General features: G+C 61.0%; 19 protein-coding genes. 6 read left to right on the top strand and 13 right to left on the bottom strand.

The window, feature by feature from the left end:
- Positions 1 to 32: 32 nt before the first annotated feature.
- On the bottom strand, positions 33 to 458 hold the full coding sequence (locus ACVI9W_RS05910; protein WP_461529462.1) for a hypothetical protein: 426 nt from the start codon (positions 456 to 458) through the stop codon (positions 33 to 35).
- A 171-nt stretch (positions 459 to 629) separates the two neighbouring features.
- On the opposite strand from ACVI9W_RS05910, the gene ACVI9W_RS05915 reads away from it, so the two are divergent.
- A complete protein-coding gene (locus tag ACVI9W_RS05915; protein ID WP_038613634.1) occupies positions 630 to 1,013 on the top strand; it encodes a hypothetical protein in 384 nt (127 codons plus the stop codon).
- On the opposite strand, the gene ACVI9W_RS05920 is transcribed toward ACVI9W_RS05915, so the two are convergent.
- The gene (locus tag ACVI9W_RS05920) at positions 1,014 to 1,850 is read right to left on the bottom strand and encodes a CvfB family protein (RefSeq protein WP_461529463.1); all 837 of its coding nucleotides are present in this window, start codon (positions 1,848 to 1,850) and stop codon (positions 1,014 to 1,016) included.
- Positions 1,851 to 1,960: 110 nt separating this feature from the next.
- Between ACVI9W_RS05920 and ACVI9W_RS05925 the strand changes: the two genes are divergently transcribed.
- The gene (locus ACVI9W_RS05925) at positions 1,961 to 2,830 is read left to right on the top strand and encodes a DUF6279 family lipoprotein (protein ID WP_461529464.1); all 870 of its coding nucleotides are present in this window, start codon (positions 1,961 to 1,963) and stop codon (positions 2,828 to 2,830) included.
- A 33-nt stretch (positions 2,831 to 2,863) separates the two neighbouring features.
- On the opposite strand, the gene aceK is transcribed toward ACVI9W_RS05925, so the two are convergent.
- Positions 2,864 to 4,585 (bottom strand): bifunctional isocitrate dehydrogenase kinase/phosphatase, encoded by a 1,722-nt coding sequence (gene aceK / locus ACVI9W_RS05930; protein ID WP_461529465.1) that lies wholly within the window; start codon positions 4,583 to 4,585, stop codon positions 2,864 to 2,866.
- 186 nt (positions 4,586 to 4,771) lie between these two features.
- On the opposite strand from aceK, the gene ACVI9W_RS05935 reads away from it, so the two are divergent.
- Positions 4,772 to 5,656, top strand: coding sequence for a DMT family transporter (locus ACVI9W_RS05935; RefSeq protein ID WP_461529466.1), 885 nt, complete (start codon positions 4,772 to 4,774; stop codon positions 5,654 to 5,656).
- Between the two features lie 64 nt (positions 5,657 to 5,720).
- Here ACVI9W_RS05935 and ACVI9W_RS05940 read toward each other — a convergent pair whose 3' ends face one another.
- The 3 genes from ACVI9W_RS05940 to cysK all read right to left on the bottom strand — a co-directional run bounded on the left by ACVI9W_RS05940 (position 5,721) and on the right by cysK (position 9,072).
- Entirely contained in the window at positions 5,721 to 6,611 is an 891-nt protein-coding gene (locus ACVI9W_RS05940) for a DMT family transporter (RefSeq protein WP_461529467.1), read from the bottom strand.
- 388 nt (positions 6,612 to 6,999) lie between these two features.
- A complete protein-coding gene (locus ACVI9W_RS05945) occupies positions 7,000 to 7,935 on the bottom strand; it encodes an aspartyl/asparaginyl beta-hydroxylase domain-containing protein (RefSeq protein WP_461529468.1) in 936 nt (311 codons plus the stop codon).
- 162 nt (positions 7,936 to 8,097) lie between these two features.
- Entirely contained in the window at positions 8,098 to 9,072 is a 975-nt protein-coding gene (gene cysK, locus ACVI9W_RS05950; RefSeq protein ID WP_461529469.1) for a cysteine synthase A, read from the bottom strand.
- Between the two features lie 241 nt (positions 9,073 to 9,313).
- On the opposite strand from cysK, the gene ACVI9W_RS05955 reads away from it, so the two are divergent.
- Together ACVI9W_RS05955 and ACVI9W_RS05960 are read left to right on the top strand one after the other, a co-directional pair.
- On the top strand, positions 9,314 to 10,159 hold the full coding sequence (locus tag ACVI9W_RS05955) for an AAA family ATPase (protein ID WP_157193625.1): 846 nt from the start codon (positions 9,314 to 9,316) through the stop codon (positions 10,157 to 10,159).
- 17 nt (positions 10,160 to 10,176) lie between these two features.
- Positions 10,177 to 11,355, top strand: coding sequence for a vWA domain-containing protein (locus ACVI9W_RS05960; RefSeq protein WP_422419949.1), 1,179 nt, complete (start codon positions 10,177 to 10,179; stop codon positions 11,353 to 11,355).
- A gap of 93 nt (positions 11,356 to 11,448) precedes the next feature.
- Here the strand turns inward: ACVI9W_RS05960 and ACVI9W_RS05965 are convergent, their stop codons facing one another.
- The 4 genes from ACVI9W_RS05965 to ACVI9W_RS05980 are packed head-to-tail and all read right to left on the bottom strand — an operon-like array spanning position 11,449 to position 15,131.
- On the bottom strand, positions 11,449 to 12,369 hold the full coding sequence (locus tag ACVI9W_RS05965; protein WP_461529470.1) for a 5-oxoprolinase subunit C family protein: 921 nt from the start codon (positions 12,367 to 12,369) through the stop codon (positions 11,449 to 11,451).
- Positions 12,366 to 13,070 (bottom strand): 5-oxoprolinase subunit PxpB, encoded by a 705-nt coding sequence (gene pxpB / locus ACVI9W_RS05970; RefSeq protein WP_461529471.1) that lies wholly within the window; start codon positions 13,068 to 13,070, stop codon positions 12,366 to 12,368. The genes ACVI9W_RS05965 and pxpB overlap by 4 nt, the downstream gene beginning before the upstream one ends.
- Positions 13,067 to 13,819 (bottom strand): 5-oxoprolinase subunit PxpA, encoded by a 753-nt coding sequence (locus tag ACVI9W_RS05975; protein ID WP_461529472.1) that lies wholly within the window; start codon positions 13,817 to 13,819, stop codon positions 13,067 to 13,069. The genes pxpB and ACVI9W_RS05975 overlap by 4 nt, the downstream gene beginning before the upstream one ends.
- Positions 13,820 to 13,844: 25 nt before the next feature.
- Entirely contained in the window at positions 13,845 to 15,131 is a 1,287-nt protein-coding gene (locus ACVI9W_RS05980) for an MFS transporter (protein ID WP_461529473.1), read from the bottom strand.
- Between the two features lie 143 nt (positions 15,132 to 15,274).
- On the opposite strand from ACVI9W_RS05980, the gene ACVI9W_RS05985 reads away from it, so the two are divergent.
- Positions 15,275 to 16,186: a LysR family transcriptional regulator gene (locus ACVI9W_RS05985; RefSeq protein ID WP_461529474.1), complete on the top strand. Its 912-nt coding sequence runs from the start codon at positions 15,275 to 15,277 to the stop codon at positions 16,184 to 16,186.
- Here the strand turns inward: ACVI9W_RS05985 and ACVI9W_RS05990 are convergent.
- The 3 genes from ACVI9W_RS05990 to ACVI9W_RS06000 are packed head-to-tail and all read right to left on the bottom strand — an operon-like array spanning position 16,183 to position 18,000.
- The gene (locus ACVI9W_RS05990) at positions 16,183 to 16,704 is read right to left on the bottom strand and encodes a DUF2937 family protein (RefSeq protein WP_461529475.1); all 522 of its coding nucleotides are present in this window, start codon (positions 16,702 to 16,704) and stop codon (positions 16,183 to 16,185) included. The genes ACVI9W_RS05985 and ACVI9W_RS05990 overlap by 4 nt on opposite strands.
- Positions 16,705 to 16,714: 10 nt before the next feature.
- Entirely contained in the window at positions 16,715 to 17,488 is a 774-nt protein-coding gene (locus tag ACVI9W_RS05995; protein ID WP_461529476.1) for a class II glutamine amidotransferase, read from the bottom strand.
- 23 nt (positions 17,489 to 17,511) lie between these two features.
- Positions 17,512 to 18,000, bottom strand: coding sequence for a hypothetical protein (locus tag ACVI9W_RS06000; RefSeq protein WP_038613723.1), 489 nt, complete (start codon positions 17,998 to 18,000; stop codon positions 17,512 to 17,514).
- Positions 18,001 to 18,006 lie beyond the last annotated feature (6 nt).

The raw sequence follows: 18,006 nt of genomic DNA on the forward strand, positions 1-18,006 counted from the left end.
CGGAATCGTAACAGCAGTCGAAAACCCGCCTGTCAGGGTTTCAACGCATTGCACTGGTTGCGCAAGTCACTGTCTCTGATACTCCCGCAACTGCCCTTGCCTTGCTTGGCATAGCAATAATTGCGTTGATCACTGTCAGAAATGGAGCCACAGCCGCTCCCGCGGGTTTCTGCATAGCAGGCATTGCGAAGGTCGGAATCGCGGATGGAACCACAGCCACTGCTGCCTTGCCTGGCATAGCAATAGTTACGTTGATCACTGTCGGAAATGGAGCCACAGCCGCTACCGCGGGTTTCTGCATAGCAGGCATTACGAAGGTCGGCATCGCGAATGGAACCACAGCCGCTACCGCCTTCTCTGGCATAGCAATAGTTGCGCTGATCCGCGTCCCTGATACTCCCGCAACCGGCATACGCATAGCTGCTGAGCATCATCAGCAGGGCAATCAGTATTTTCATGGACCCTCTTCCCTGGCACTGTTTGATCGTTGACGAAGGTGACACCTTAATGCGCCATCAAATTGAGATCAAAGCCCAAGGAAAGTTCCAGCCCCAGCGCTCGCCGCTTTATGTTTCGCCGCATTGCCAGCACAATAGCCGACCTTTCAAGCGTCACCCGTAGGAACCTGCATGAAACTCGACAAACCCGCCGCCATTGCCCGTCGTAACCTGGAACTGGGAAAACCGGTGCTCTCCAGCGACAACACCCTGTTCGCCGTGCTCGACAGCAAGCGCAGCCTGTGGTGGTTCGATGTGCCGGTGAAGCTGGTACTGCGCAAAGGGGCAGCCGACTGGGTCAACCTGCTGCTGCACACGCCCGAGACCGACGAGTTGCAGCACTTGAAGGTGCCGGTGAACTTCCTCAAGGCCCATCTGGAGAAGATGGAAGTGCGCCACCCCGGCAAGCGACGCTCGACCATCAGCCTGGCGCTGAGCGCTGACCGCGACTCGATGCTCCAAGACCTGCGCCCAGGCGGTGAAAGCCTGAGCTTTGCAGGTTTCAAGCAGGTCTGATCAGACCAGTTCGATGCGGTCAGCGTGGATGACGATGCGGCCATCCTTGTACAAGGCACCGATGGCCTTCTTGAAGTTGCCCTTGCTGACCCCGAACAAATCGCTGATCAACTGCGGGTCGCTCTTGTCGCTGACCGGCAGCACGCCGTTGGCGTCCTTGAGCTTGGCAAGGATCTTGTCGTTGAGGCTGTTGGCCAGGTCCTGACCAATCGGCTGCAGGCTCAGGGCAATCTTGCCGTCGCTGCGCAGCTCCTTGATGTAACCCTTCTCCTGCTTGCCCGAACGCAGGAACTTGAACACCTCGTTCTTGTGGATCAAGCCCCAGTGCTTGTTGTTGATGATCGCCTTGAAGCCCATCGGGGTTTCTTCGGCCACCAGCAAATCAACTTCCTGGCCAACCGTGTAGGTGGCCGGTACTTTATCCAGGTAGCGGTCCAGGCGCGCGGTAGCGGTGATGCGGCGGGTGCGTTTGTCCAGGTAGGCATGCACCACGCAGTATTCGCCGGCTTTCATCTGGCGCTTTTCTTCGGAGTACGGCATCAACAGGTCCTTCGGCAGGCCCCAGTCGAGGAAGATGCCGATGCTGTTGATTTCCTTGACCTTGAGGCTGGCGAACTCACCGACCTGCAGTTTGGTCTTTTCGGTGGTTGCGATCAGCTTGTCTTCGCTGTCCAGGTAGACGAAGACGTTCAGCCAGTCTTCGACCTCAGTGGGCGTGTCCTTGGGAATGTAGCGGTTAGGCAGGAGGATTTCGCCATCCGCGCCGCCGTCCAGGTACAGGCCGAAGTCCGTGTGTTTCACGATTTGCAAACTGTTGTAACGCCCAACTAAAGCCATTTCCGGAAATCCTCTTTGCGAGGTCGGCATTCTACACCCAACCGGCAAAAGGAACCGCAATGCGCCATGCTGATCTATAAAGACAAGCAAGCCACTGCAAGGATTCGCTCATGTACGCCTGCCTGTGCAAGTACCTGCGCCCCTGCCTGTTCCTGCTCGTGCCTGCCCTGCTGGCCGTGGCCTGCAGCCGCATCGACCTGGCCTACCGCAACCTCGATGTACTGGTGCCCTGGACGCTCAACGACTACCTGAACATGAACCGCCAGCAAAAGACCTGGCTCAATCAGCGCCTGAAACAGCACCTGGCCTGGCATTGCCGTACGCAGCTGCCGGGATACCTGACCTGGATCGATGAAGTCCGACAGATGGTCGCCAACGGCCAGGTCACCGAGCAGCAACTGCAGGTCCGCACACAGGAAGCCAAACAGGCCATCGCCAAGGTCGCGGATCAGATCACCCCTTCCGCGGCGCAGTTGCTCAGGGCCATGGACGATGAACAGGTGCGCGAGATGCGCCAGGCCTTTACTGACGACATCCGCGAGCGCCAGGCCAAGTTCGTCAAAACACCCCTGCCCCGGCAGATCCAGGCGCGTGCCGAGCGTATGGAAAAGCGTTTGACCCCCTGGCTGGGCGAGCTAAGCCCGCAACAACAGGTGCGCATCATGACCTGGTCGCAAGGTCTGGGTGAACAGAACCGTCAGTCAATCGCCAACCGGGCGAACTGGCAGGCGCATTTCAGCGAGGCCATGGAACAACGCCAAAGCGCCAGTTTCGAGCCACGCCTTGAACAACTGCTGAAAAACCGCGAAAGCCTGTGGACCCCGGAGTACCGCCAGGTTAATCAGCGCGCTGAACGAGAAGCCCAGCGACTGCTGGTCGACATCATGGCCCAGAGCAGCGAACAGCAGCGCCAGCACCTGGAGCTGAAACTGAGCCAGGTGCGCAAGGACTTCAGTCAGCTCAAGTGTATGAAGGGGTAGGTCTGTGGGAGCGGGCTTGCCCCGCGATACTGTTCAACACTCCCGAGCCTTGCGCCGGTAAGGGAATACATCAATCACCTTACCGCCGCGAATCGCCTCCTGCAGGCTCTTCCAGTAATCGGCATCGTACAACTCACCATGCAACTGGCTGAACAGCCGGCGCTGCCCGCTGTCGGCAAACAGGAACGGCGGAAACTCTTCGGGAAACACGTCGAGCGGACCAATCGAATACCACGGCTCGCCGGACATTTCGTCCTCGGGATAACGCGGTGGCGGGATGTAGCGAAAATTGACCTCGGTGAGAAAACAGATTTCGTCATAGTCGTAAAACACCACACGACCATGCCGGGTAACGCCGAAGTTCTTCAACAACATGTCGCCGGGAAAGATATTCGCCGCCGCTAACTGCTTGATGGCCAGACCGTAGTCTTCCAGCGCTTCACGCACCTGGGCGTCGTTGGCGTTTTCCAGGTAGAGGTTGAGCGGAGTCATCCTCCGTTCGGTCCAGCAGTGGCGCACCAGCACAGTGTCGCCTTCCACCTGCACCGTCGAAGGCGCCACCTCCAGCAACTCGGCCAGGCACTCAGGTTCGAATTTGCTCAACGGGAAGCGAAAGTCGGAAAACTCCTGGGTATCGGCCATGCGCCCGACCCGATCGACGCTTTTCACCAGACGGTACTTCTCGATCACCGTAGCCCGGTCGACGCTCTTGGACGGCGAGAAACGGTCCTTGATGATCTTGAACACGGTGTTGAAGCCCGGCAGGGTGAATACGCTCATGACCATGCCACGTACACCAGGCGCCATGATGAAGCGGTCGTCGGTGCTGGCCAGGTGATTGATCAGGGCGCGGTAGAACTCCGACTTGCCATGTTTGTAGAAGCCAATCGAAGTGTACAGCTCGGCAATGTGCTTGCCCGGCAGGATGCGCTTGAGGAAGCTGACAAAATCGGCAGGCACCGGCACATCGACCATGAAATAGGAACGGGTGAAGGAAAAGATGATCGACACCTCGGCCTCATCGGTGATCAGCGCGTCGATCTCGATGCCGTGGCCTTCGCGGTGCAACAAAGGGATCACCAGCGGCCACTGTTCATCCTGGGTATACAGGCGCCCGACCAGGTAGGCACCTTTGTTGCGGTACAGCACCGGGGTGAACAATTCCACGGCCAATGCCGGGTCTTTGCACACCCAGTCCGGCAGGTTTTCGCGCAGTTGCCCTTCGAGCCGCGCCAGGTCGCCGGCAAGATCGCCATAGGCCACGTCGAAGCAATAATCGTCGAAGACTTGCGCCAGCACACTGGCCAGGCCGCCCTGTGGCCGGTAGGTCCGCGTCTGGGCCGCGCGCTCGTGGCTGCGCAACGAAGGCCGGGTGGTATGGATGAACATGCAGCCATCGCTGATCAGGTCATGGCTGAACAGGCTGCAGAAGATCGAGTTGTACCAGGTCTCGGACAGCTCATCGTCCAGACGCGGGTCGATCAGGCCGATGTACGCGCTTTTGACCAGCGGCCACTGCGCCACCTCCAGCAACACCTCGGCGTCAAATGCCTGATGCAACCAGGTACTGACTTCGCTGACCTTTTCCTCATAGAGGTTGATCCGCGCCGCCGAGGCGCTCTGGGTCTGTTGCCATTGAGCCTGCTCGAAGCGGGCGCGGGCGCCAATAGTGATCTGGCGAAAATGCTCACGGTAATCGTCGAAGCCATCGAGGATCATCCGGGCGATATCGGCGGCCGGCCAGTGCTGGGGCATACATCAGACCTCTGCGGGAATGTCGAAGCCTGAGCTTAGCCAGTCGCCGTGGGCAGGGAAAGCCTGGCGACACGGCTGTATCGGCCAAACTCACTGCCTCGGGAATTTCAGCGCAAGAAAGGGAGAGAACGGCCCCTGCGTTGTAACGTAAACTCGCGCCCCGCCCCAAAGGACCCGGAGAGCCCCATGAGCCCCATCGCCATCACCCGCCTGTTGATTCTTGCCGCTGTCTGGGGGGCCAGCTTTCTGTTCATGCGCATCATCGCGCCGGTGCTCGGCACCGTGCCCACCGCGTTCTTTCGGGTGTCGATCGCTTGCCTTGGCTTGTTGGTGATACTCGCCCTGCTGCGGGTGCGCTGGGATTTCAACGGCAAGCTCAAGGCCTGCCTGGTGCTGGGCATGATCAACTCGGGGATTCCGGCCACGCTTTATTCGGTGGCGGCCCAGGTGCTGCCGGCCGGTTACTCGGCAATCTTCAATGCCACCACGCCGTTGATGGGCGTGCTGATTGGTGCGTTGTTCTTCCGTGAACCGATGACCCTGGCCAAGCTAAGCGGCATTTTCCTTGGATTGTTCGGTGTCGGCATTCTCAGCGGAGCGGGCCCGGTGGCGTTTGACCACAAGCTGTTGCAAGGGGCCATTTCATGCCTGGCGGCGACCACCTGTTACGGCTTTGCCGGCTTTCTTGCGCGACGCTGGCTCGATCATCAGGGCGGCCTCGACAGCCGGCTGTCGGCCCTGGGCAGCATGATGGGGGCGACCTTGCTGCTATTGCCGATGTTTGCTTACAGCGTGGTCACCCAGCCGCTGGCGAGCTGGGGCGGCTGGGAGGTGTGGCTGTCACTGCTGGGCCTGGGCCTGGTGTGTACCGCGTTTGCCTACATTCTGTACTTTCGCCTGCTCAGCGAGATCGGCCCGGTCAAGGCCAGCACCGTGACCTTCATGATCCCGGCCTTCGGTGTGCTCTGGGGGGCCTGGCTGCTGGATGAGCCACTGTCGATGGCGCACCTGTATGGCGGGGTGTTGATTGCTGTGGCGTTGTGGTTGGTGCTCAAGCCGGCACGCGCCTGATCGCGGGACAGGCCCGCTCCCACCGGGTCGGTAGGAGCGGGCTTGCCCCGCGATGTAACGGATGTCAATCAGCCTGAAGTTGCGCCGCTGCAGCCGCTGGCTTGCGGAACACAAACAGCAGGCCGATCACGATCAGCCCCATACCCACCAAACTCAACGCCGCCAGGCGGTTACCGAAGATCAGGTAGTCCATTACTGCCGTCACCGCAGGCACCAGGTAGAACAGGCTGGTGACATTGACCAGGTTGCCCTTGGCAATCAGCCGGTACAACAGCAGGGTTGCCAGCAACGAGACCACCAGCCCCATCCACAGCAGAGCGCCGATGAAACTGCCTGTCAGTTCGACGTGCAGCGGCTGCAACGGCGCAATCACCGCACACATCAGCAACCCGGCGATGTACTGCAGCGGCAAGGTGCCCATGGGGTTGCTGGTGATGCGCTTTTGCATGATCGAGCCGAAGGTCATGCTCGCCAGCGCCAGCAATGCAAAGAGCATCCCCATCAAGGAGACCCCTCCCAGATTGATCCCCTGATAGACCACCATGATCAGCCCGCTCAAGCCCAGCCCGAGGCCGAACAATCGGCTCCAGGAACGCTGACGCTCCATCAACACCACGGTGAGGATAGGTTGCACGCCCATGACCGTGGCCATCACGCCGGGCGTCACCTGGGTGTTCAGCGCCAGCAGATAGAAGATCTGATAGGCACCGAGCAACACGCAACCGGTGGCCAGCGCTTGCAGCACCGCCGCCCGCCCGCGCGGCCAGCGCAACCTGAGCAACGGTGCGAGCAGCAACAGACCGCACAGGGCCAGGGCTGAACGCATCAGCAGGAAAGCAAAGGGACTGGCATGGGCCAGGCCCAGCTTGGAGACGATCGCCCCGCTACTCCAGAGCAGGACGAACAGGCTGGTGGTGGCCGCCGAGGCCACGGATTCTTTCGATAGAGCAAACATGAATGCCACCTGTAATTCGGGCAGATAAGCCGAACGGTGCTGCCCGCTGGGGGCAGCCAACCGTATTCAGTAGGGTGCAGGTGTGTCGGGTCGCAGCGGTTGGCCGCTTAGCCCAGCACTACCACGCCTGGTGGTGCGACAACGCACACAACCACGCTACTGACAGGTGGTGGGTAGTGACTGATCATGGCCGGCTGCTGACTCCCACGCACGACTACCACCGCGTCGGGCGCGGTAGCGAATACGGTGCGAAGTGGGGAAGCTGGCATGAGCAGGTCTTCGGTGAGGTGAAGTGGGTTTGACTATAGCGGTGAGTTCATCGCGGGGCAAGCCCGCTCCCACTGGAGGTCTGGAACCTGTGGGAGCGGGCTTGCCCCGCGATGCTGTCTCAGAACAACCAGTGATACAGCAGGTAAGCCACCACCACCGCCAGCACCGGACGCAACACCCGGTAGGCCTTGGGATTGGCACGCTTGAACTGTTTGACCCGGCCGCTGATCACGTTGCTGAAGCGCTTGCTCCAGGCATAAGCCCGGTTGATCCCGCCAACGCGCTCGTCATCGGTGTTCTGCGGCGCAGTGGCGCGGCCAAGGAAAGCGCTGACTTTGCGGTTGATGCGGGTCATCAGCGGGCTGTTGAGCGGACGCTCGACGTCGCAGAAGAGGATCACCCGGGTAGTCTCTGTCTCGTTTTTCACCCAGTGCACATAGGTTTCATCGAACATCACATCTTCACCGTCGCGCCACGCATAAGCCTGGCCATCGACGTAGATCCGGCAGTTGTCGGAGTTTGGCGTCGACAGGCCCAGGTGATAACGCAGGGAGCCGGCGAACGGGTCACGGTGCGGGTTGAGGTGGCTGCCACCGGGCAGCAAGGCGAACATCGCACCCTTGACGTTGGGGATGCTGTTGACCAGTTCAACGGTCTTCGGGCACAGCACTTCGGCCGATGGCAGCGCTTTGTCGTACCACTTCAGGTAGAAACGCTTCCAGCCCTTCTTGAAGAATGAACCGAAACCGGCGTCGTTGTCTTTCTCGGCGGCGCGGATGTAACCCTCGTCGAACAGGTGCATGGCCTCTTCGCGGATAACTTCCCAGTTGTCCTTGAGTACATCGAGCTCGGGAAACCGGCCGCGGTCCAGGTAGGGTTTGGAGGGCACGCCGGAAAACAGGTACATCAAGGCGTTATAGGGGGCGAACAGCGCCGAATGGTTGACGAACTGGCGCAACATCGGCAAGCGCGCCTTGCCACGCAGGTGCACATACAACGTGCTGCCGAAAAACATCAGCAATATACCTGCCTTGGCGACTAACGAAACAGTCATGCAACACTCCTTGGAATTTCGATCAAGCCATTGCTGCCGGATTAATCAAACATCATAAACCGATCTGGCACCGGGAAAAATCACCGGTGCCAGCATTCAGTGTTAAGGATTGTGCAACAGTGTCCGGCGCTGATTATTGCTCTTGATCAGCGCCAAAGCGCTTTACTGCTGGTTCTCCTGATCGGTGAACAGGTCGCTGAAGAGCATGCTCGACAGGTAGCGTTCCCCGGAATCGGGCAGGATCACGACGATGGTCTTGCCTTGCATTTCAGGCTTTTCCGCCAGGCGCACCGCCACTGCCATCGCCGCGCCGGAGGAAATCCCGCAGAGAATGCCCTCCTCCTGCATCAGGCGCAGGGCCATGACCTTGGACTCCTCGTCACTGACCAGCTCGACCTGATCGACCATTTTCAGGTCGAGGTTATTCGGCACAAAGCCGGCACCAATGCCCTGGATCTTGTGCGGGCTGGGCTTGACCTCTTGGCCAGTCATCGTCTGGGTGATCACCGGCGAAGTAAGCGGTTCGACGGCTACGGAAAGGATCGCCTTACCTTGCGTCTGTTTGATGTAGCGCGACACCCCGGTGATGGTGCCACCGGTGCCGACACCCGCAACCAGCACATCGACCGCGCCGTCGGTATCGTTCCAGATCTCCGGGCCGGTGGTTTTCTCGTGAATCGCGGGGTTGGCCGGGTTATCGAACTGGGCGGGCATGAAATACTGGGCGGTATCACTGGCAACGATTTCACCGGCCTTTTCAATCGCCCCTTTCATCCCTTTGGCAGGTTCGGTCAACACCAGTTCGGCGCCCAGAGCCTTGAGCACCTTGCGTCGCTCGATGCTCATCGACGCCGGCATGGTCAGCAGCAGCTTGTAGCCGCGCGCGGCAGCAACAAAGGCCAGGCCGATACCGGTATTGCCCGAGGTCGGCTCGACAATGGTCATGCCCGGCTTGAGCTTGCCGCTGCTTTCCGCGTCCCAGATCATGTTCGCGCCGATCCGGCATTTGACCGAATAACCCGGGTTACGCCCTTCGGTCTTGGCCAGAATGGTCACGCCGCGCGGGGCGATGCGGTTGATCTGGACCAGCGGCGTATTGCCGATGGAATGCGCGTTGTCAGCAAAGATACGGCTCATGACGGGGGTCCTTTTAGCACCGGAGCAGAAAACTTCAAGGGTAAGCCTGCCTCCAGGGCGAGTCCACCCCTGACACGTCCGGCAACATCCTTGCCCTGACCAGGTCACCAAGTGACGCTCCATTCAGAGACTGAATAGAGCGTCTGCGTTCCCAGTCGACCAGAGCCCGCGTTATAGTCGTGCATGACAATTTTTCTGCCAGGGGCCATGTACCCCCGGCACTACGTTAGAGGATCGGTTCATGAAGTTCGAAGGCACCAGCACCTACGTCGCCACCAACGACCTGAAACTGGCAGTCAACGCGGCGATCACCCTGGAACGGCCACTGCTGGTCAAGGGCGAACCCGGCACCGGCAAGACCATGCTCGCCGAACAGTTGGCCGAGTCCTTTGGCGCCAAGCTGATCACCTGGCACATCAAGTCGACCACCAAGGCTCACCAGGGCCTCTACGAGTACGATGCGGTCAGCCGCCTGCGGGATTCGCAACTGGGGGTGGACAAGGTCCACGACGTGCGCAACTACCTGAAGAAGGGCAAGCTCTGGGAAGCGTTCGAATCCGAGGAGCGGGTCATTCTGCTGATCGACGAAATCGACAAGGCCGACATCGAGTTCCCCAACGACCTGTTGCAGGAGCTGGACCGGATGGAGTTCTACGTTTACGAGATCGACGAGACGATCAAGGCTAAACAGCGCCCGATCATCATCATTACCTCGAACAACGAAAAAGAGCTGCCGGACGCCTTCCTGCGCCGCTGCTTCTTCCACTACATCGCCTTCCCCGACCGTGACACCCTGCAGCAGATCGTCGATGTGCACTACCCGAACATCAAGAAAGACCTGGTCAGCGAAGCGCTGGACGTGTTCTTCGATGTACGCAAGGTACCGGGCCTGAAGAAAAAGCCGTCGACCTCGGAACTGGTCGACTGGCTCAAGCTGCTGATGGCCGACAACATCGGCGAAGCCGTGCTGCGTGAGCGCGATCCGACCAAGGCCATCCCGCCGTTGGCCGGTGCCCTGGTGAAAAACGAACAGGACGTGCAACTGCTCGAGCGCCTGGCCTTCATGAGCCGTCGCGGTAATCGCTGAGCCCGGGGGCAATTGCCATGCTGCTCAATCTGTTCAATGAAATGCGCGCGGCCAAAGTACCCGTATCGGTGCGTGAGCTGCTTGATCTGCTCAATGCCCTCAAGCAGCGGGTGACCTTTGCCGACATGGACGAGTTCTACTTCCTGTCGCGGGCGATCCTGGTCAAGGACGAACGCCATTTCGACAAGTTCGACCGGGCCTTTTCCGCCTACTTCAAGGGCCTGGAAAACCTCGACCGACACCTGGAAGCGCTGATTCCCGAAGACTGGCTGCGCAAGGAGTTCGAGCGCTCGCTGACCGACGAGGAACGCGCGCAGATCCAGTCCCTGGGTGGCCTGGACAAGCTGATCGAAGAGTTCAAGAAACGCCTGGAAGAACAGAAGGAACGCCATGCCGGTGGCAACAAGTGGATCGGCACCGGCGGTACCAGCCCGTTCGGTTCGGGGGGCTATAACCCCGAAGGGATTCGCATCGGCGATGCCGGTAAACGCCAGGGCAAGGCGGTCAAGGTCTGGGACCAGCGCGAGTACAAGAACCTCGATGACCAGGTCGAACTGGGCACGCGCAATATCAAGCTGGCCCTGCGCCGCTTGCGCAAGTTCGCGCGCCAGGGTGCGGCCGAAGAGTTGGATATCGACGGCACCATCGACCACACCGCCCGCGATGCCGGCCTGCTCAACATCCAGATGCGCCCGGAGCGGCGTAATAGCGTCAAGTTGCTGCTGCTGTTCGACATCGGCGGTTCGATGGACGCTCACGTGAAGATCTGCGAAGAGCTGTTCTCGGCCTGCAAGACCGAGTTCAAGCACCTGGAGTACTACTACTTCCACAACTTCGTTTATGAGTCGGTGTGGAAGAACAACATGCGCCGCACCTCTGAACGTACCTCGACCATGGATCTGCTGCACAAGTACGGCGCCGACTACAAAGTGGTGTTCGTTGGCGATGCGGCCATGGCGCCCTACGAGATCACCCAGCCGGGCGGTAGCGTCGAGCACTGGAACGAAGAAGCCGGTTACGTGTGGATGCAGCGCTTCATGGAGAAGTACAAGAAGCTTATCTGGATCAACCCTTACCCCAAGGACACCTGGGGGTATACCGCTTCGACCAACATCGTGCGCGAGTTGATCGAAGACCGGATGTTTCCACTGACCTTGCGTGGATTGGAAGAAGGGATGCGGTTTTTATCCAAGTGATACCGGAACCTGTAGGAGCGGATTTATCCGCGATGGCCTGCACAGCAGGCCTATTTAGGGCCGCGTTGCGCCCCATCGCGGATAAATCCGCTCCTACAATTCAAACCGCTGCAAATAATCCCGCTGTTGCTGCCAGGCCAGCTCCTGCACCACTGGCCTGAACCTGACCACACTCCCCGGCAACAACTGCGCCAGCCGCGCCAGCGCCAACGGCGTCAATGCCCCCAACCGCGGATAGCCACCAATGGTCTGGCGATCATTGAGCAGCACGATCGGCTGCCCATCCGGTGGTACCTGCACTGCCCCCAGCGGAATTCCCTCGGAAATCATCGGTGCGCCCTGATACTGCAAGGCCGGGCCCAGCAAACGTATGCCCATGCGGTCGGCGCGGCTGTCCAGGGTCCAGTCACGGTTGAACGCCTCAAACAGGCTGATACCACTGAAATCGCCGATCTGCGCGCCCAGAACCAGATCGAGTGCGCTGTTATCAGTCAGGTCCGGCCGCAATCCCTCAGGCACTGTTTTCAGCCCTGAAGCCGTCCCGCGGTATTCGAGCTGTTGCCCCTTGGCCAGCGCTGAACCCAGTCCATCAAGCCCGCCCAGCTCCTCTCGCACAACACTGGCACAACTGCCCAGCACCTGCGGCGCAGTAAAGCCTCCAGGCGCGGCAAGATAGGCGCGAGCGCCCTGCAACGGTTGGTTAAGGCGCAGACGCTGGCCTCGGTTCAGGGTAAAGCTGGACCAGGGTTTGAGCGGCTCACCGTCGATGCGCGCATCCAGGTCGGCGCCGGTCAGCGCCAGACAGCAATCCTGCTCGGCGACCAGGCTGAAGCCTCCCAGGGTCACTTCCACCACCGCCGCCTCGGCAGGGTTGCCCAGCAGCCAGTTGGCCCAGCGCATCGAGACCCAGTCCAGCGCCCCGCCCTGGGTCACGCCCAGATGGCGCACGCCAAAACGTCCGGCATCCTGCAGCAGACACAGCGGCGTGCTGGCCTCAATCGACAAGCGGCTCATGCCAAGGCCTCCAGCGGGGTATCGTCGCCGCCCAGGTTGATAAAGGTGGCGCGATCCACGGCGACGAAACGCACCCGGTCGCCCGGTTGCAACAGACTGTAGCCGTCACGTTCGCGGTCAAAGAGTTTGCTCGGGGTGCGGCCGATCAGGTTCCAGCCACCCGGCGACACCGCCGGGTAGGCTGCGGTCTGGCGCTCGGCGATGCCGACGCTGCCTGCCGCCACGCGCTTGCGCGGGGTGGCCAGACGCGGCGCGGCCAGGGCCTCTTCAACCAGGCCCATGAAGGCAAAACCGGGGGCGAAGCCAAGGGCGAACACCTGATATTCGCGTTCACTGTGACGGCGAACGATATCGGCCACCGAGGTAGCGCAACGCTCGGCCAGCAGGCTCAGTTCCGGACCGACACTCAGGTCGTACCACACCGGAATCTCGTGCTGGCGCCCGCCGCTGCCGTTATCCGGCTGCAGGTTTTCCAGCGCTTCGCGAATCAAGGTGCGGGCCTGCTCCGGCGACAGTTGCAGCAGGTCGAAATGCACCATCAGCGTGGTGTAAGAAGGCACCAGGTCAACCAGATGCCCGGCGAACACCGTGCGCAAGCGCTGACTGGCCGCCAGCATCCAGGGCATGTTGGCTTCATCGATGGCGTCGAACAGACGCACCATCAGGCAGTCGATGGCCACCGTTTCAATGCGGTAGCTCATGACGCCACCAGGGCATCAAGGGCCTGGCGAATCTGTTGCACCGCCGCCACCGAGCTTTCGTTATCGCCATGCACGCACAGGGTCTGGGCCTGCAGGCGCAGCTCGCTACCGTCCACGGCGATCAATGGCTCGCCACGCGCCAGACGCAGGGCCTGGTCGACGATCCGCGCCGGATCGTGATGCACCGCACCCGGCAAGCGCCGCGAGACCAGATGACCGGCGGCATCGTAGGCGCGGTCAGCAAAGGCTTCGAACCACAAGGTAACGCCGTACTCGTCACCCAAGGCCTGAGCCGCACTGTTGTCGGCCGTAGCCATGAGCATCAGCGGCAACTGCCGGTCATAGCTAGCCAGCGCTTCAAGTACGGCGCGCAGTTTGAGCGGCTCAGCCATCATGTCGTTGTACAGCGCACCATGGGGTTTTACATAGGCAACCCGCGTGCCCTGGGTACGGCAGATGCCCTCCAGCGCACCGATCTGGTAGTGCAGCAGGTCACGGATTTCCTCGGCGCTGCAGGCCATGGAGCGGCGGCCGAAGCCGGCCAGGTCCTGATAGGCCGGGTGGGCACCGATGCGCACGTTACTGGCGATGGCCAGGGCCACCGTCTTGCGCATGATCCCCGGATCCCCGGCATGGAAACCGCAGGCGATGTTGGCGCAATCCACAAAGGGCATGACCTGGGCGTCCAGGCCCATGGTCCAGCTGCCGAAACTCTCACCCATATCGCAATTCAGTAGCAGGCGGCTCACGTCTGTCACTCCTTCAGGCTCGACCTTATTGGGCTTCAAGTTCTTTGCCACGGGTTTCCGGCAGGCTCAGCGCCGCCAGGATTACCACCCCGTAGGACACCGCTGCAAATGCGCCGATACCCAGGCCCAGCGGGATCTTCTGGCTGAGCATACCGATCAGCAGCGGGAAGAACGCCGCCAGCGCACGACCGATGTTGTAGCAGAAGCCCTGCCCCGAGCCACGGATGCGGGTAGGAAACAGTTCGGTGAGGAAAGCCCCCATGCCACTGAAGATACCCGAGGCGAAGAAGCCCAGCGGGAAGCCCAGCCAGAGCATCACGCCATCGCTGACCTGCATCTGGGTATACAGCAGGACGATGATGAACGAACCCACGGCGAACAGGATGAAGTTCTTTTTGCGTCCCAGCAGGTCAGTGAGATAAGCGCTGATTACATAGCCGATGTACGAGCCGAAAATCACCATGGCCAGGTAGCCACCGGTGCCGAGCACGCTCAGGCCGCGCTCGTTCTTGAGGAAGGTCGGCAACCAGGAGGTGATCGCGTAGTAACCGCCCAGCGCACCGGTGGTCAGCAGCGAAGCACGGATAGTGGTGAAGAGCATGCCGGGGGCAAAAATCTCATAGAAATGCGACGGTGCTTGGGTTTTTTCCGCCGCCTTGGCCTGGCGGTAGATTTCCGGGTCCTTGACCAGACGGCGGACGAAGATCACGAATACCGCAGGCACGATGCCCAGCAGGAACAGCGCGCGCCAGGCGTCTTCAGGCGGCAGCAAGGTGAACAGCACGGCATAGAGAACCGCCGTCAGACCCCAGCCAATGGCCCAGCCAGACTGCACCATGCCGACCGCCTTGCCGCGATCCTTGGCACGGATGACCTCGCCGATCAGCACCGCACCAGCGGTCCATTCACCGCCGAAACCGAAGCCCATCAGGGTGCGGGCGATCAACAGCTGTTCATAGTTCTGGGCGAAGCCGCAGAGGAAGGTGAAAAAGGCGAACCACAGCACCGTCAGTTGCAGGGTGCGGACCCGGCCAATACGATCGGAGAGGATGCCGGCGATCCAGCCGCCCAGCGCCGAGGCGATCAGGGTGCTGGTGTGAATCAACCCGGCTTCGGCGGTGGTAATGCCCCACAGCATGATCAAGGTGGGGATGACGAAGCTGAGCATCTGGGTGTCCATGCCATCCAGGCCGTAGCCGATCTTGCAGCTCCAGAAGGTCCGTCGTTCCTGTTTGTTGATGTTGCGGTACCAGTCGAAAGGTCCCGCCACTGAACTGGATTTGACCTGTTGCTGCACGCCCGATGGGTTCATGGTTGCCTCAGCTTGTTGGTATTGTTTTAAAGGCGGCGATCTTTGTCGCAACCGTGACCGACATTTTTCGATGGCCTCGGGTTATCGTCCAACGAGAAAAACCAGCGGTCTGGCATAAGAAAAATTTGATCAGTGAGCGCAGCATGAACCTCAAGTTCCTCGAAACCTTTGTCTGGGTGGCCCGGCTCAAGAGCTTTCGCCTGACCGCGGAAAAGCTCTTCACCACCCAGGCGTCGATCTCCAGCCGCATCGCCGCGCTTGAGGCCGACCTCGGGGTCAAGCTGCTGCTGCGCGATTCACGCGGGGTCAGCCTGACGCCCGAGGGCAGCAAGGTGCTCGAGTACGCCGAGCAGATGCTCGACACTGCCAAGGCGCTCAAGCAGTCGCTGGACAGCGACCGGGCCAAGGTTGGGCGGATACGCCTGGGGGTGATGGACACGGTGATCCATACCTGGATGAGCCCGCTGGTCTCGGAACTGATGGAGCGCTATCCGCAGGTAGAAATCGAACTGGTCGCCGATACTGCGCTCAATTTGCGCGAACAGCTGCAAAAAGGCTTTCTCGATGTGATCCTGCAAACCGACCTGCTACGCCAGGAATCGATCCGTAGCCTGGACCTGGCGCGCTACCCGATGGGCTGGATTGTCGCCAGCCAGTCGATCTACAACCGCGACTATGCCTCGCTCGCCGAGCTGGCCCGCGAGCGCATCGTGACCTTTTCGAAAAACTCCCGGCCGCACCAGGAAGTGCTCAGCCTGCTACAGGCCGAAGGCGTCAGCGCACCGCGCCTGAACTGTGTGAACTCGGTGGCGGCGATCACCCGCTTGCTGCGTGACGGCTTCGGCATCGGCGCCCTGCCGCCTGCGCTGGTCAGCGAAGAGCTGGCCAGGGGTGAACTGGTCCTGCTGCCGCTGGTGCAACAGCCACCGAGCCTGGAGCTGGTGGTGGCCTGGCAGACCGGGGTCGAGCTGGTCGATGAGGTGGTGGCGCTGTGTCGCAATGTGCTTGAACGCTACGCCGCCAATGCCGGGCCCGAGCGGATCAAGCTGGTCTAGCGCCAGCTCTCCGCCACCGGTTTGCGCCGCCCGCCAAGCACTACCCAGCCGACCAGCAACAACAGGCTTTCCACCAGCAGCGCCAGCAGCAAGGCACAGCTCAGCCCCCAGGCCAGCGCCTCGGGGGCCAGGAGAATCTGGTAGCTGTAGCCGTTGAGGGTTTCTTCGCGCAGCTGGCTGTCGGCGCGCACCAGCACATGCCAGGTCCGCTCCAGCCAGGGGCCCTGGAGGATCTGCCACTCGTGTTCGAACTGGCGATTACGGATCAGCAGACTGTCGATGCTGTTGGCATCGCTGTTGAACACCGGGTCGTCGCTGCTGCGGTAGTGACGCACCAGCGCCTGCAGATCGCCATTGAAGAAGCGTCTGGCGGTGGCCTCGAAGCCCTTGAGCCCTTCGCGAGATTCCAGCAGGTGCGCCTCGACCCGCTGGCTGTAGTCATTGATCAGGCCAGGTACCTGCACCCCTACCAGCAACCCGAAGGTGAACAGCAGCAACCGCAGATAACTTCTGAACATGGGCTATCCCTTAGCGTTGTCCTTGGGCGATACATTCACCACGGCGCCACAGGCCCCACTGGCCGGGCTCGTAGCGCTGCCAGGTTTCGTTCTCGGTCAGCGCCTCGGTGGCAATCACCGTGACCACGTCATTGGGGGTGGTTTCAGCCTGGAAGTCGACGATCATGTCGACGTCCTTGAGGCGCGCCGGCCCGAACGGTGCCCGGCGGGTGATATGCACAAGCTTGGTCGAGCAGAAACAGAACAGCCAGTCGCCATCGCTGAGCAGGCAGTTGAACACGCCCTTGCCGCGGTACTCGGCGCAAACCTCGACCAGCACCGGCAGCAGCACTTCAACCGGCACCGGCTCCGGGAACGCCTCGCGTACCCGATTGAGCAGGTCGCAGAAGGCCGCTTCGCTGTCGGTATCGCCAATTGGCCGATAGAAGCTGGCCCGGCCCTGGAACTCGCCAAGCTGACCGTTATGGGCGAAACACCAGTTGCGTCCCCACAGCTCGCGGACGAACGGATGGGTGTTGGACAGGCAGACCTTGCCGACATTGGCCTGGCGAATGTGGCCGATCACCACCTCGCTCTTGATCGGATAACGCTGCACCAGGTTGGCCACTTCCGACTCGCAGCTCGCCGCCGGGTCCTGGAACAGGCGTAGGCCGCGACCTTCGTAGAAGCCGATACCCCAGCCATCGCGGTGCGGTCCAGTGCGCCCCCCACGTTGCATCAGCCCGGTGAAGCTGAAAACGATGTCGGTCGGCACATTGGCACTCATGCCCAGTAGTTCACACATGCTTGACTGCTCCCGGGCACATCCTACAAGCGCGGCTCGACCCGCGAACGATTGCCGCCCAGTGGTGCTTCAGGCGGGTTGCGGTAGCGATCACTGCTGTTGGCGGCAAACGACTCGTCGACCAACGCTTCTTCGGCATCACGTTTGGCGGCCGCTTCGGCCTGCTCGCGACGGGCCTTGGCGCGTTTTTCCAGCGGCCAGCGCAGCACCACGAACAGCCCGTAGAGCACAAAGGCGATCATGCCGTACATGGCCAGGTCGGCGGCGGCACGCAAAGCGTTGTTGCCGACCTTGAACAGCAGGTCGAGGGCGGTAATGGCAATCGCTGGGGCGAACTTGTCCTTGACCGGATCGATGATGGTCGGGGTCAGCAGCAAGACTGCCATCAGCACCCGCAGCGGTTCGCGCAACCAGCGCCACATCCAGCGGGTCAGGCGAAAGCCCACCGCCAGGCACCCCAGGGCGGCCAGGGCGTAAAGGCCCCAGGCGAGCAGATAGTCGTTCTCGGTCATGGTGTC

Source organism: Pseudomonas sp. 210_17 TE3656 (genome assembly GCF_054821965.1).

Coding starts and splice junctions, on each gene's coding strand:
- ACVI9W_RS05910 (WP_461529462.1), bottom strand. CDS start 458: ATGAAAATACTGATTGCCCTGCTGATGATGCTCAGCAGCTATGCGTAT.
- ACVI9W_RS05915 (WP_038613634.1), top strand. CDS start 630: ATGAAACTCGACAAACCCGCCGCCATTGCCCGTCGTAACCTGGAACTG.
- ACVI9W_RS05920 (WP_461529463.1), bottom strand. CDS start 1,850: ATGGCTTTAGTTGGGCGTTACAACAGTTTGCAAATCGTGAAACACACG.
- ACVI9W_RS05925 (WP_461529464.1), top strand. CDS start 1,961: ATGTACGCCTGCCTGTGCAAGTACCTGCGCCCCTGCCTGTTCCTGCTC.
- aceK (WP_461529465.1), bottom strand. CDS start 4,585: ATGCCCCAGCACTGGCCGGCCGCCGATATCGCCCGGATGATCCTCGAT.
- ACVI9W_RS05935 (WP_461529466.1), top strand. CDS start 4,772: ATGAGCCCCATCGCCATCACCCGCCTGTTGATTCTTGCCGCTGTCTGG.
- ACVI9W_RS05940 (WP_461529467.1), bottom strand. CDS start 6,611: ATGTTTGCTCTATCGAAAGAATCCGTGGCCTCGGCGGCCACCACCAGC.
- ACVI9W_RS05945 (WP_461529468.1), bottom strand. CDS start 7,935: ATGACTGTTTCGTTAGTCGCCAAGGCAGGTATATTGCTGATGTTTTTC.
- cysK (WP_461529469.1), bottom strand. CDS start 9,072: ATGAGCCGTATCTTTGCTGACAACGCGCATTCCATCGGCAATACGCCG.
- ACVI9W_RS05955 (WP_157193625.1), top strand. CDS start 9,314: ATGAAGTTCGAAGGCACCAGCACCTACGTCGCCACCAACGACCTGAAA.
- ACVI9W_RS05960 (WP_422419949.1), top strand. CDS start 10,177: ATGCTGCTCAATCTGTTCAATGAAATGCGCGCGGCCAAAGTACCCGTA.
- ACVI9W_RS05965 (WP_461529470.1), bottom strand. CDS start 12,369: ATGAGCCGCTTGTCGATTGAGGCCAGCACGCCGCTGTGTCTGCTGCAG.
- pxpB (WP_461529471.1), bottom strand. CDS start 13,070: ATGAGCTACCGCATTGAAACGGTGGCCATCGACTGCCTGATGGTGCGT.
- ACVI9W_RS05980 (WP_461529473.1), bottom strand. CDS start 15,131: ATGAACCCATCGGGCGTGCAGCAACAGGTCAAATCCAGTTCAGTGGCG.
- ACVI9W_RS05985 (WP_461529474.1), top strand. CDS start 15,275: ATGAACCTCAAGTTCCTCGAAACCTTTGTCTGGGTGGCCCGGCTCAAG.
- ACVI9W_RS05990 (WP_461529475.1), bottom strand. CDS start 16,704: ATGTTCAGAAGTTATCTGCGGTTGCTGCTGTTCACCTTCGGGTTGCTG.
- ACVI9W_RS05995 (WP_461529476.1), bottom strand. CDS start 17,488: ATGTGTGAACTACTGGGCATGAGTGCCAATGTGCCGACCGACATCGTT.
- ACVI9W_RS06000 (WP_038613723.1), bottom strand. CDS start 18,000: ATGACCGAGAACGACTATCTGCTCGCCTGGGGCCTTTACGCCCTGGCC.